The following is a 14394-nucleotide window of genomic DNA, read 5'->3' on the forward strand; positions in this document are numbered from 1 at the left end:
AGGGTCGGGGTGAGGTCGAAAAATAGTACTTTACGGAAAGACTATAATTAGAGTCCATCCGCAAAGTAGGGATTCGACGCAGATGAACACTGAAAAAAACCGATTTTCGCAAGATAAAATTTTTTTGTAAAAAGTGTAATATCAGCGCCTGCCCCGTTGAATGCTTTGTGTTTTATTATTCAACAGTGGTTCATCAGCATAATCAGTGTTTATCTGCGTCGAATCACATTCGGAGAATCATTGCAAAATTGCGAGTTTGCTGATGGACACTAATTAATCTCAAAGCAGGATTTGAGCTGAATTGCCACGAGATTTATCTGAATTCTTAAATGCACTTAAATTTACACTACCTACAAAATAAGCATTGCATCCCCGTAACTAAAAAATCGAAACTTTTCTTTCACTGCTTTTTTATAAGCCTTCATAATCAAATCATAACCGGCAAAAGCAGAAACAAGCATAAGCAAAGTGGATTTTGGTAAATGGAAATTTGTTAGAAGTGCATCTACAAACTTAAATTCATATCCGGGATAAATAAAAATATCGGTCCATTTTTCACCGGCTACAATTTTTCCTCTTTCAGAAAAACTTTCCAAAGTCCTCACAGCAGTAGTTCCCACCGCAAGAATTTTCTTCCCGCCCATTTTGGCAGAGTTCATCGCTTTGGCGTTTTCGCCTGTAATTTCACATAATTCACTATGCATTTTATGATCTAAAATATTTTCCACTTCTACGGGACGAAAAGTGTCCAGCCCGATTTTCAGATCAACTGATGTTTTTTCTATTCCTTTGGCATGCATTTTTGCAAGCAGGTTTTCATCGAAATGCAAACCGGCAGTGGGAGCTGCAACCGAACCTTTTGTTTTTGCAAAAACAGTTTGGTATCTTTTGGCATCTGCTTCATTCACTTGCCTTTTGATATACGGCGGAAGCGGAATATTTCCGATTTTTTCAAGAATAGAAAAAAAATCTCCCCTAAAATCAAATTCGACTATTCGCTCACCTCGCTCCAAGTGTTTGATTATTTGGCATGCTAAAATTCCATCTTCAAAAATTATTCGGCTCCCTACTTTAAGCCTTATCCCGGGTTTTACCAAACATTTCCACTTTTTCTCTGAAATTTGAGTTAGTAATAGAACTTCTGCTTTCCCACCGGTAGGTTTTTTCCCATATAAACGAGCGGGAATAACTTCAGTTTCATTTACAACCATCAAATAGGATTCATCCAAATATTTCAGAATATTGTAAAAATAATCAAGGATAATTTCACCAGAATTTCTATCCAAAACCATTAAGCGAGACTCCACTCTGTTTGATGCAGGATGTTGAGCGATCAATTTTTCAGGTAAATTATAATCATAATCGGATAATTGATTCGGTGCTGATGTATTCGACGCTGATAAACACTGATTGAACTGATGAACACGGACATTATTATTTGTATAATTAATTTTTGTGACTATCCTGTTACCTCCGTAAGAAATTTCTATAAAATTAATTAGCGTTATATTGGAAAAACTTAAGTCAATCCGCCAGCCTGCGGATTAACTCAAGATTTCCCTAGTCATTTTAATTTTTATCATGCGTAAATCCGTTTTTTCTGAGTGATGTTGTTTATCACATTCATCTGCGTGCTATCCAAGCAGACAAACGGGGTTGTGGGTTGGTTTATCTGCGTCCTATTCATAGATTTTTGCACATCTAATCCACAATTTTCAAGCCCACATTTTCCGCATCTTTCAGGTTGAAAGTAAATTTCCCATATTTTACTTTAACCATTAACTTTACCGGTATTTTGTATTCATCATCTGTAAACCAAACGAAAAATTCAACGTTATCTTTTATAATATATTTTAGAAATGGCTTCACCTTTATGCAATCAATTTTTCCGAAGATCGTTTTCATTTTTTCTCTGCCAATGATATCAATGCGGGTTCTATATGCTTCTCCGCTGGCAATAATATTCGCATGAAGAGAATCACCAATCTCCAATTTTTGGCATCGCATAAAATAGAATATGGAAAGTTCATCTTGAGGAAAGGGAAGTGCTTGGAACTTCTCCCTGACTGGTTTGCCTTTTTTATACTTCACATCATAGGCGGTAGTATCTGAAGGAAAAAAATATTGAACTCGATATTGCTGCCACCCACCTTCGGAAATTCGCTTCACATATCGCAGGGAAAATAAATCATCCTGATCCCAATAAGATCTCATTACATCTCGCACCTTATAAATCACATCGAAAACTGAATTTGTGTTTGCTTCTGAAGTAATAGTATAAACCGATTTTCCTCCCAATGATTCTCCGTTCTGAATTGACATTGTATATTTTCCGCCATTCAATATGCCGAAATCAACGCTAAAAACAAGTTTTTCTCCCATCTGAAATGGAAGCGAATTTTCTTTTATCGCACTACCGGTGAGTGTATTGTGAAATATTAGCGCTAACAGAATTATAGAAATATAAATTATTTTTTTCAATTTTTTTCCTTTATAAATAATTTTGAGAATTTATTAGAGAACTCTCAATCCGGGATGAGCGAGTTACTCAAATTTTCTGCTCAAACCAATTCGTAATATGATCAACAAGAGAAATGTCTGAATCCGGTTTGTATGCTTTCACCGGCATAACTTTTTGGTAATATGATCCGTACCTTTTTGTAATGATTCTATTATCGAGAATAACAATTACTCCATTATCGGTTTTATTGCGAATCAATCTCCCGAAGCCTTGTTTGAAATGCAAAAGGGATATTGGAAGAGAATAATGCATGAAGGAATTCTTTCCCGCTTTTTCTATTTTTTCGAGAGATGCCTCTACCAGAGGGTCTTTTGGTACCAGAAATGGAAGTCTGTATAAAATCAGAATTTCCAGTGATTTTCCTTTCACATCCACACCTTCCCAAAAACTTTTGGTTCCAAGTAAAACCGAATTTTCTTCCTTCCGAAAAGCTTCCAAAATTCCGGTTCGCGATCCTGTTTTGCCTTGTGCTAATAATGTTATGTTGTTGGCAGTGGTGGATTTTGCCAAAGACTCATAAGCCAAGTCCAAATCTTTATAAGAAGTGAAAAGGACAAGTGTTCCACGAGCATGAGCGGATAAAATTTCCTCAATAAGAGAAATTGCCTGAGAAGAAAAAAATCGGTCTTTGGGGCTGGGTAAAAAACTCGGAATTATGACTCTCATCTGTTTTTCATAATCAAAGGGAGAGGAGGCGATAAATTCCATTAGAGATTCCGGTTTCATCATATCCAAGCCGGTCAGGTGCTTATAAAATTTGAATTCGGAGCGAATGGCAAGCGTTGCAGAAGTGATTATTGTTGTTTCCATTTTTGACCAAAAATATTCAAACAGGTCATTATTAACTTCAATGGGAGCGCAAACGATGTATAGTCGCGGAAAATATTCAGGGTTATATTTTCTATCCGATGTTTCCAACCAAAAAGCAAAATCCTCGAAATCAGGTACAAAAAGATGTTTAAATTTATCTTGAAGTTCGAGAATAAGTTGGCGCAAACCATCTAAATCTGATGTTATTGCTTCAAAGTTTGGAAAAATATCTGCAATGGAATCATCGAAAAAATTCAATATTTTGCTGGAATGTTTTCGGATATATGCAAGTTTCGTATTTATATTCTCCACTAAGTCTTTATGAGGTTTGAAGATATTTAGATTTTTAAAACGCAATTTACCATAATTACCTTGCTCAATTACCAGTTTGTTTAATAGAGAAAAAAATGTTTTGGAATCTTCCTCAAGCTCATCAAGAGGAGCAGTCCATTCTTCCACCAGTCCCTTTAAGATATTTTTTTTCCCATCGGCAATTGTGCTTTTTACCGTATTGGTTTTTATGGTTGTGGATATGCCATATTGGAATTCACCTGTTGTTAAAATTTTTTTTGTTATTGAATAAATATCTTGCAATCCCACAGAAAAGCCAAAGTGCACTGCTGCTGTATGAGGAAGATTGTGTGCCTCGTCAATGACAAGATGCTCATAGCTGCCGATGACCGAGTTGTCCGAAACCGCATCCGCTATCAAAAGTGCATGGTTAATTATTACAAGATTTGTTCTCTCTGCTTTTTTGCGAATATTCATCGTGAAACACTGATGATAAAACGGGCAATTTCTTCCGTAACACGAAGTTCCGTCCGAGGCGATTTTACTCCACAAACTGCTATTTCCGGCATGGAATGAATGATTTTCTTCGATATCCCCGGTATTTGTATGAGCTGCCCAGATAAAGAGATTTAACAATTGCCTCTTTTCGTAAAAATTTAGATATTTGGAGGTGTTTTTGAGAATATTATCCCATTTTCGCAGACAGAGATAATTTCTTCTGCCTTTAAGCAAAACAGCGTCGAAGGTAAGTTCCGCAACTTGCTGCAAAGTGGGAATATCTTTGTAAAATAATTGTTCTTGCAAATTTTTTGTATTAGTGGATATAACAACTTTCCGCTCGGAAAACTTAGAAAACAGAATTGCGGGAATAAGATATGCGAATGATTTCCCCACGCCGGTTCCTGCTTCAACGATCAAGGTTTTCCCGTCATCAAAAGCTTCACCTACATAAGTTGCCATATCTATCTGTCCCTGACGAAACTCATATTGGTCAAACTTGCTTGGAAATGAGCCATCTTTTTCAAAGTGCCCCACAATATCATCAATTGTGAAACCGGCGAGTTTTTTTTCTGAATTATCCAGATTTGAGATGCAATTTGTGATGGGAAAAAGATGAGTTGCTTTTCCAATTTTCTTTTGCCTTTGAAATGCAGATTTGGTCAGATATGATTGAATACTTGCCGTAAATTCTTTTAGTAAGGTTGGAATTTCTGCCAAAGAAGTAGCAGAATCTATGGAAGCAATCAGGTTTGCTTCAAAATTTTCACAAATATATTCGATAAGTTTGGCGAAAAGCTGTCCGGTTACTTTTGCATCGTTATCAGCTCGATGTGCTTGTGGATTTTCAATTTGGAAATATTCACATAATTTGTCTAAAGAATGTGATTTGCGGTGGGGAGTAAAAATTCGCGAAATTTCTAATGTATCAAAATAATTGTTAAATAAAGAAGCCAAAGATAATTTTTCCAGAGTATGATTGATAAAACCCATGTCAAAAGAAGCGTTATGGAAACACAATTTTTCATCACCGATAAAATCAATAAAATCAGCCATCACTTCGTCAACAAAGGGAGCAGTTTCCAAATTCTCATCGGAAATATTAGTCAAAGTTTTTATATTGGCAGGTAATTTTTTCTTAATATTTATGAATGACTGAAATTTTTCCACGAATTGATTGTCTTTGAATTTGGCAGCACCAATTTCAATAATCTTGTCATACTTCGGGTTTAGTCCTGTAGTTTCGACATCTACAGCGATAAAGTCAAATTGCGGTTTTCCGCTTGAGTATTTTTCCATTTTATATTATTACCTGATTTTTTTATATATTTGTTATAAAAAATTATATGTGCTCCGAGTAGTCAAGGTATTCGGTTGCATGAATGAACGATTTCCGGACTTATTATAGGTGTGAATTATGTTTTAGAGACGAATTATTTTTTTATTAATATTGACGTCATGCTTTTAGTGTTTATTTTATTAGTTCAACTTAGAAAGGAACCAATTCTTATGGCAGCAACATTTACGTTACCAAACGGGGAAACGATTTTAATTCCCCAGATCAAGAGTATCAGCAAAATTTGTGCATTTGAAATGGATATTAACAGGGGAATTATTAAGAAGATTGAAGACCACAAACAGCCCAAAGAAGTAACTGATCTTGTAAGTTTAGAGAGAAATTTGGATGTATTAGACGCTGATAATCTGGTAAAAAATTACTCTTACATCGGATTTGATATAATTCTTTGGGACAATGATGTAAAGCGCGTTACCGCTGATTTCTATCTTACATTAAAAAAACTGCATGAAAAAGAGAATTTCTCTTATGAGATTGCTAAAACAGAATTGCGTAATATTATCCGTCAGGTGGTAACCTCCAAAGAAGACCTCGTTTTAGCAATTGAAGAATTTTACAAAACCCATAATCCAATTCATTCATAATAAATAATTCAAGCAAACATGAAAAACCAAACGCTGAGTTCATATTTCCCGATCATCAAATTCATTTCCGATATTTTTATAATTGGGTTTAGTTTCATCATTGGCTTCAAAATTAAATTTCAATATCAATTTCCATTTAGTGATGCCCAACACTATGAACACATGTATGTGGATATTTATTTAAATATCATTTGGCTATTAATTGTAATTTGGCTGATTGCTTTTATCATTTCAGGGACATACAAAAAAAGGTTTGGTCCGCTCGCCAGAATAAATGAGATAAGGGCTATTTTCATTGGTATTGCAATAGCTACTATGCAAACCCTGTCTTTCACATTTATTTTTCAATCTCTACCACAATCTCGCTATGTTATCGTTTATGCTGCTTTAACTGCTTTCATTTTAATGTTTTTTTCCAGATTGTTTTTGAATAAATTATACACTTTTTGGAAAAAAAAACATTCAAAAAATAAAAAGGCTGTTATAATCGGAGCCGAATCTATGGGGCAAAGTATTGCAGAAAAAATGCTATTGTATCCTGATCTCGGTTTTAATTATATAGGTACGATTGCAAGCCACCAACCTGAAAAATTAAATTTTCATCTTAAATCCAGTTTTAAATTATTAGGCTCTATTTCTATATATAAAGAAGTTCTTCGGGAAAACAAAGCTGAAGCATTATTCGTAACCATTGATATAAATTTTAACTATATGGATGATGTTATATCTTATTGCAAAAAGCATGACATAACACTAAGATTTACCCCCTCAAGATATCAATTCAATAAGGGCACCCTTGATTTTGATGATATGGACGGTGTTCCTCTGATAAATATTTATCGTGCTTCGTTTGACAGATGGAAAAGTTTTATTAAGCGTCTTTTCGATATTGTTGTTAGCGTTCCTCTAATTATTCTGCTTTCTCCAGTGTTTTTAATTATTGCCTTAATTATCAAATTTACCTCTCCAGGTCCTATTTTTTATAAGCAATTAAGAGTCGGTAGAACTTCCGAACCTTCCTTTGATGAGTTACAGGATAAACACGAAAATCCCTCTCATGACGAAACAGATTTCCCGCTTAACACGTTTTATGTTTACAAATATCGAACAATGATTACTGATGCTGAGCATGATTCCGGACCAACTATGACAATGGATGTAAATTCAAACAAGATTACGCCGTTTGGGGCATTTCTTCGCCGCAGTTCTTTGGACGAACTTCCTCAACTTTTGAATATTTTTAAGGGTGATATGTCTTTAATCGGTCCCAGACCGGAGAGACCGTATTTTCATCAAAAATTTGTTAAGGAAATTTCAAATTGGGATGAAAGGTTGGTGGTACTCCCCGGCATAACCGGCTGGGCACAAGTAAACGGACGGGCAGCACTTTCTACCGAACCTTCGGAAAAGCTCACGTATGACCTTTATTATATCGAGCACTGGTCACTAATGTTTGATCTGAAAATAATTTACCATACAATAATTAATGTTATCCTTCAACGAAACGTATATTAGACTTTTCGCAATTAGATAAAATTTTATTCAGATTACTTATTATCCTATGAAAATATTAATACGTCTTTGTATCATAATTATAATTTTACTTTCCGCCAATCTCCTTTATGGACAACTCGTAAACATAACAGTTGATTGGCAAAAATTATACAATAATTTTGAAAACAACGATTTGAGTTATGCTTCCCCTACCAAAGATAACGGATGTATAATATGTGGAGAAGTTACCACAGATGATTTGTATAAAACTGATTTTTGGTTGATGAAGATTAATTTCCGAGGTATGGCAGAATGGAACAGAAGTTTCAATGCTCCGGGATACGATAAAATAAATAGTGTTATTCAAACTGCGGATAATGGATATATCGCTTGTGGTGAAAATAGGGAGAAAAAAAATTCTCCAAGTAAAATCTGGGTTATGAAAACTAATTTTAGAGGTATTCAGGAATGGAATAAAGTTTTTACACTTGGGAAAAACGCTAGCGCACACAGCGTTATAAGCACACAGGATGGGGGATACGCTCTTTGTGGTGAAATGTGGGTTGATGATTCTAAACAAGATAATTTTTTTCTGCTCAAATTAAATGCAAAGGGGAATGTGGAGTGGAGGGATGAGTATGGATCGGAATTTTCTGAAAAAGCATACTCATTGATCGAAACTTATGATGGTGGCTTTGCAATATGCGGTGAAAAAAAATTGGCTGATAATGATTCTGACTTTTGGTTAATAAAATTAACTAAGAACGGCTCTATGCAATGGGATAGATTAATCGGTGGTTATCATTTTGATCAGGCTACTAGAATTTTCCAGATGCATGACAAAGGCTATACAATCTGTGGCAAAATGCTTTCCGATCAAACCGACAAAGAAGATTTTTGGGTATTAAAACTTAATAAAAATGGTGAAACCGTATGGAATAAAAGTTTCGGAGGATTCGGGATAGATGCTGCTACTTCCATAACTTATACATCCGATGATGGATTCGCTATTTGCGGAACAACAAAACCGGATATTAATAATGATCATAATTTTTGGGTGATGAAACTTAATAATAAAGGAGTTAGTGTTTATAGCAAAGAGTTTGCAGGATTCGGAAAAAATACAGCTAATTTTATCGTTGAATCCCACGATAGTAACTTCTTTGTTATCGGCACTACTTATTCTAGAATAACTTCAAAAACGGATTTGTGGGTTATGAGACTAAGCGAAGAAATTGAGCCGACCATAACTTCGGCCAGTTCTGCTTCAAATTTTTTGAATCCCTCGAAAGCTTCATCAAAAAGTTGGCATAATTGGAGATTATCATCTTTTGATCAAAATTACCGGAACAATTTTTTTGTCCCCTTAGAGAAAAAGCGTGATTGGTATTTTAAATCTGTGGAATCAGTTACAAGAAAATCAGTTACAGAACTTACGGGAAGGACGGTGGAATTGAATCCCGGAATACATCCGGTTAGACCTTTTGTTCGATATTACGGTCGTTTTGGTAAAGCAATTGCTCCCGGATGGTTAGCGCGTTACGGACATCAATATGAACCGTCAGGAGGATCAACCGGACTTGGACTTGGTCCACGATTTGTTTCGCAACCAGTCTATCATCCGCAAGCATATAACCCGAATTACCGAAGAGTGGGTAGTGGTTCATCCGGTTCGTCCCCAAATTATTTGTCCTCACTAAAGATCAGAACGCCTGCAATGTTTTCTTCAAGCTCGAATAATAAAAGTTCCGCGGGTCATACTCAACCACAGAGTAAACGAATGGTAGGGGGTGACCTAAAACAAGGTGGGGCAAGGATGAGTGCTGCTATTTTGGTTCCGATGATCTTTCTTTGGATTATAATTTTTGGTCTTATTTTTTTAAAACTCATTTCAAAACCACATATTTAAATAAGTATGAGCCAACTCAATGTAATAAAAAAAACATTACACTTAAAAGTAAAAATGGACAATAAAGAAGGGATTTTAACTTCTCCCTTCTCTCTTTTCCCTTTTCATATAAAGTACTTCATTTATTTTATAGTTATTTTATTTCTTACAACCAACTGTTTTGCACAAAAAAAAGTAGTTGCCGAGGAATTCTTAATAGATCCTCCCACTTTCCACTGTCTCGGTTTCAGATGGATAATTACCGGAGACAGTAACGCAAACGCAACAGTCGTAGTTAAATACAGAGAAATTGGTACTGTCGAATGGAAAGTAGCCCTACCGTTATTGAGGATTGATGAGGATGTTGTTAATAAAGATTTTGAAAGTTTTAAAACGGGGAATCTTTTTGCGGGAAGTATTCTTAATCTTCGAGCAAACACGAGCTATGATGCCAGCTTTGTGCTGAGCGATCCAGATGGTGGATATGCTGAAAAAATCATTCAGGTTTCCACCTTGCAACCCCAAACAGAATTTTCTCCGGATCAAATTATTCATCTCTACCCGCAAAATTATCGTTTTACCGAGAAAAGCCCGAGTTTTCATTCTCTCACACTTGCAATAGAATCTTCATACCCGGGAACTTTAATCTTGGTTCATCCCGGAATATATTCGGGAAATTATGAAATTGAAAAAAGCGGGTGCAAAAATTATCCCATCATAATTCGCGGAACAGATAGAGAGAAAGTTATTTTTGATGGAAATGGGACAGATGGAAAATTATTTACACTGCCGGGACAAGATTATATTCATTTCGAAAATCTAACTCTCCGCAATGCTCATACAGCCATCAAAGCAAACGGTTCAAACGGGTTGGTTGTAAAAAACTGCCATATTTACGACGTTCACTACGGAATTATTTCTTTTGCCCAATCGAAAAATTGGTTAATTTCCAACAATCTTATTGAAGGAAGAGTAAAAAAGTGGTTCGAGCGAGATAACGTAAAGCAAGAATATTCCACTCCTACCGGAATCGTGGTTCAAGGAACAAGGCATATTGTTTGTTATAATACAATTCACGATTTTTGGGATTGCCTCACAATTCATAACCTTGATTCGCCGGGAACATGGGAAAACCCCTTAAATATGTGTATTGATTTTTATAATAATAAATTATATAATGCTGCGGATGATTGTATGGAGTTAGATTTTGGATATCATAATATTAGAGCATGGAATAATCAAATAATGAATTCTCACGTGGGAATAAGTACCCAACCTATTTACGGCGGTCCCGCCTATATTTTCCGAAACTTTGTCTATAATTCTCGGATTCCTCTCAAACTTCACAATTGGCCTTCCGGGCTTTTCATCTTCAACAATACTTTTATTAGTTCTCAAAAAGCATTTTGGTCAGATCCCATTTGGCAGAATGCAAAAATTATGAATAATCTTTTTTTGGGAATCCAATCCTATGCTTTTGCATCCGGCTCACCGGATTCAAGAACTTTTTTGGATTATAACGGCTATTATAAAATACCAAATGCAAAATATTTAATTAAATGGAGTAGCGATAATCGGAAATCGTGGGGAAGATATTCCAATCTGCAGGAATTTTATAACGAGACCGGTAATGAATTGCATGGGATTATGGTTGATTATAATGAGTTTGCTAATCTATCCCGCCCGATCGAAAATAAAACTTATAAAACCGCGGGAATCAAATGTAAATTATCCCAAAATGCTCGGTCTGTAAATAGTGGAATTATAGTGCCGAATATTACCGATAACTTTATAGGATCATCACCGGATATCGGATGTTTGGAATTTGGTGATACATCTCCCCATTTTGGTTGTTTCCGGGAAAAATAAAAAACTATTTCTGCTTTTTTCGAATTGTAAAAAGAATCGCCCTATTCTTCCGAAATTTTATTCACTTCAGATTTCTTTATGGTGGGTTCTTCGGGTTTATTTGCACTTTTATACTTATTGATAGCGTTGGAAACATCCAGCAAACTAAATAATTCTGTCTTATTTGCCATATCTTCCAATTCTTGCGACAATTCCAAAACAGTTTCACGTTGGTTCCTCAATTTATGAGCAAGCATGTCTCTGGTATTTATTCGCTTCTCATCTCTGAGCCTAAACTTCTGAATTTCTTCAATGGCAGCGGGTTTCACCTCAAAATTAAGATATTTCTGACTATTCTTCATAAACGGGTCAATTCTATACATATAAAATTCTACATTAGCTGAATTTCGCATTTCTTCAACAAGTTCGGGACGCGGTCCGATTTTTTTATCTTTAAATGTAAGCCACCAATTTGTTGTTGTCTTGTCCGTAAGCATTAATATGGGCTTATAAGTGGCTTTGGCTTTATCCATGATTTGCATCCAAACTATCAGGTCGTGATATTTTTTAGCATCAAATTTTTCGTTTGGGATTATCCCAGGTGGCATCCCCTTTTTTGTTCGTCCCACTCCCTTTTTATAAATTTCCTCAAGTTGTTCATCCGTGTAACGTGCTCCAACTTTTCTGCTCAGCAGTTCGGAAATTGTAGCTTTCAACTCATCATTCTCAAACAGTGAAAGGTATTCTTCTTTATTATCTCCGAGTTTAGTTCTGATATCAGAAAATATTTTTATTACCTTATCTATCAACTGGTCTGCAAGAAAGGAGTGATTATCAGAAAGTAAGCGATCTTTTAAGTCATCTTGTACTTCATTCAAAAATTTTTGTAAGTCAATATACGATTCCTCTTGACCTTCGATTACCTCAATCCTTTTCTCATGATATTGCTTTGCTTCGTTATAGGGAATCCACAATCTGTCTGATAATTGCTCTAAATTCTGAATAATTTCTGCATTGGTTTCTGCAGAATATCTATACAGATTCAGCAACACATTCGATTCGAGAACCACGATAGAATTGTCCCAAAGTCGGCGAAGCTCTGTTTCAGTTGGTTGATAATATCCTGGAAAACTGTTTTTCATTTAAAAATCTCCAGTTTAAATTTCTTTTTGTTATTTTACACAATCAGTTTTTCCTAAAAAATAAACACCTTACCGATTGTGTCCAGCAATTCACATAAAAAACGTAATATTTGCAGTTTTTGGCTTGTTTGCAATATTCGCCAATTGTATTTTTTCTCCAGTAATAGCGAAAAATTCGCATTTCATTTTTCATTTTATTGACAGCAAAATTCATCGCTTAGCAAACTCAATCGGTGTTATGGAAAATGTCGAAAATATTTCAAAAGAAGAATTGATTGAAGATGTAAAAAAAGGGAACATACCCGAACATGTGGCAATTATTATGGATGGGAATGGCAGATGGGCGAAACAACACAATCTTCCTCGTATAAAGGGGCACATGGAAGGAGTGGAAACTGTTCGCCGAATATTGAATACCGCAGGGCATCTTGAAATAAAACATTTAACTCTTTATGCATTTTCTACTGAAAATTGGAGGCGTCCCCAAAAAGAAGCCAATTTCGTAATCAATCTTATCCAAAACACTTTGATGAAAGAAATTGAAGAACTGAACAAAAATAATGTAATTGTTCATTTCATCGGTTCTACAAAAGGACTCGGAAAATCATTTCAAAACAAAATCAAACGTGCTTATGAAATAACTAAAAACAACACTGGTTTGAACCTTATCCTTGCCGTTAACTATGGTGGAAGGAACGAAATAATAGAAGCTTTGAATCGCATCTTAGAAGAAAAAATTGATAAGATAACCGAAACGGAATTTTCAAAATATCTCTACACTAATAAATTTCCCGATCCGGAATTAATACTACGCACCAGTGGCGAAATCCGTCTAAGCAATTTCCTTACATGGCAATCCGCTTACTCGGAATTTTGGTTCACGGAAACCCTCTGGCCCGATTTTTCTTCGGAAGAATTTCTAACTGCGATTATTGATTTTCAAAATCGTCAACGCCGTTTCGGTGGAATTAAAAAACAAACTTGGCTTTAAATAAAAAGGAATATTCTATGAGCTCTTTAGCTATCCGTACCATTAGCGCCCTTGTTTATGGACCAATTATGCTTGTATGTGCATGGTTTGGTGGAATTTATTTACAAATCATGCTTACCATTGTTTCCGTGCTTGGCATAAGGGAATTTTGTAATCTTCTACAACGCCATAAAAATATCGAACTCCCCTTTCCTTTACTTGTGATCGCTACCGTAGTAATTAATTGGTATGTCTTTTTTTTCGGGTTGCATCACATTATTTTTATTTTCATCTTTCTGATAGTGATATTTATTTCTCGTGATATTTTCAGCGGCAATACTCAAAATTCATTGAAACGAGTTTCTGTGGGTGTTTTTTGCCTTCTGTATTTCCCTTTGCTCATAGAGTTTATGTTTCTTATATCAGAACTTGGGACTTCGCGGCACATGGGGAACCTTTACCTTTTACTCCTTCTGGCTCTAATTTGGCTTACAGACACGATGGCATATTTTGTGGGTGTAAAATTTGGAAAGCATAGAAAAATTTTTGAAGCCAGTAAGAAGAAGTCCATTGAAGGATTTCTTGCCGGATTTGGATCTGCGTTCATTTTTGCATATTTAATTAATCTGCTTTTCACCTTAATATTTAGTTATCCTATCCTCGAAAAATGGCAAGATATCATAGCCTATGGAATTGTTGTCGGTGTATTTGGTCAATTGGGTGATTTAATGGAATCCATCCTGAAACGAGATTTACAAGTAAAAGATTCTTCCAATCTTATTCCCGGACACGGCGGTATTCTTGACAGATACGATAGTTTGCTAATTTCAGCCACTTTTTTATACGTTTATTTTATTTTTATCAGAAATTTCTTTTAGCGAAACACATACAATCCAATCTAAACAAATGGGTATTGTTAGGAGCTTGTAAAGTATTCATTTTGATTTAATTGTAGCTATTTTTCTTGTTTTGGGTTTAAATGAATGAGTCC

10 protein-coding genes are annotated in these 14394 nt (G+C 35.4%); 6 read left to right on the forward strand and 4 right to left on the reverse strand.

Annotated elements, in window-relative coordinates:
- Positions 1-350 precede the first annotated feature (350 nt).
- The 3 genes from queA to U9P79_06245 form a co-directional block, all read right to left on the reverse strand.
- Entirely contained in the window at positions 351-1529 is a 1179-nt protein-coding gene (gene queA / locus U9P79_06235) for a tRNA preQ1(34) S-adenosylmethionine ribosyltransferase-isomerase QueA (GenBank protein ID MEA2104221.1), read from the reverse strand.
- 172 nt (positions 1530-1701) lie between these two features.
- Positions 1702-2481 (reverse strand): DUF3108 domain-containing protein, encoded by a 780-nt coding sequence (locus U9P79_06240; GenBank protein ID MEA2104222.1) that lies wholly within the window; start codon positions 2479-2481, stop codon positions 1702-1704.
- A gap of 67 nt (positions 2482-2548) precedes the next feature.
- Positions 2549-5419, reverse strand: coding sequence for a helicase C-terminal domain-containing protein (locus U9P79_06245; protein ID MEA2104223.1), 2871 nt, complete (start codon positions 5417-5419; stop codon positions 2549-2551).
- 210 nt (positions 5420-5629) lie between these two features.
- On the opposite strand from U9P79_06245, the gene U9P79_06250 reads away from it, so the two are divergent.
- From U9P79_06250 to U9P79_06265, 4 genes are read left to right on the forward strand one after another with little or no spacing between them, the layout of a single operon-like run.
- Positions 5630-6061 (forward strand): hypothetical protein, encoded by a 432-nt coding sequence (locus tag U9P79_06250; protein MEA2104224.1) that lies wholly within the window; start codon positions 5630-5632, stop codon positions 6059-6061.
- Between the two features lie 18 nt (positions 6062-6079).
- Positions 6080-7576 (forward strand): sugar transferase, encoded by a 1497-nt coding sequence (locus U9P79_06255; GenBank protein ID MEA2104225.1) that lies wholly within the window; start codon positions 6080-6082, stop codon positions 7574-7576.
- Between the two features lie 46 nt (positions 7577-7622).
- Positions 7623-9464 (forward strand): hypothetical protein, encoded by a 1842-nt coding sequence (locus U9P79_06260; GenBank protein ID MEA2104226.1) that lies wholly within the window; start codon positions 7623-7625, stop codon positions 9462-9464.
- Positions 9465-9518: 54 nt separating this feature from the next.
- Positions 9519-11312 carry a right-handed parallel beta-helix repeat-containing protein gene (locus U9P79_06265; GenBank protein MEA2104227.1) on the forward strand — a complete coding sequence of 598 codons (1794 nt, stop codon included), beginning with the start codon at positions 9519-9521 and terminating at the stop codon, positions 11310-11312.
- A 41-nt stretch (positions 11313-11353) separates the two neighbouring features.
- Here U9P79_06265 and U9P79_06270 read toward each other — a convergent pair whose 3' ends face one another.
- Entirely contained in the window at positions 11354-12433 is a 1080-nt protein-coding gene (locus U9P79_06270) for a PIN-like domain-containing protein (protein ID MEA2104228.1), read from the reverse strand.
- Between the two features lie 238 nt (positions 12434-12671).
- Between U9P79_06270 and U9P79_06275 the strand changes: the two genes are divergently transcribed.
- Together U9P79_06275 and U9P79_06280 are read left to right on the forward strand one after the other, a co-directional pair.
- A complete protein-coding gene (locus tag U9P79_06275) occupies positions 12672-13424 on the forward strand; it encodes an isoprenyl transferase (GenBank protein ID MEA2104229.1) in 753 nt (250 codons plus the stop codon).
- Positions 13425-13441: 17 nt separating this feature from the next.
- Entirely contained in the window at positions 13442-14281 is an 840-nt protein-coding gene (locus U9P79_06280; protein ID MEA2104230.1) for a phosphatidate cytidylyltransferase, read from the forward strand.
- The last annotated feature ends 113 nt before the right edge of the window (positions 14282-14394 follow it).

Source organism: Candidatus Cloacimonadota bacterium (assembly GCA_034661015.1).
Lineage (GTDB): Bacteria > Cloacimonadota > Cloacimonadia > JGIOTU-2 > JGIOTU-2 > JAYEKN01.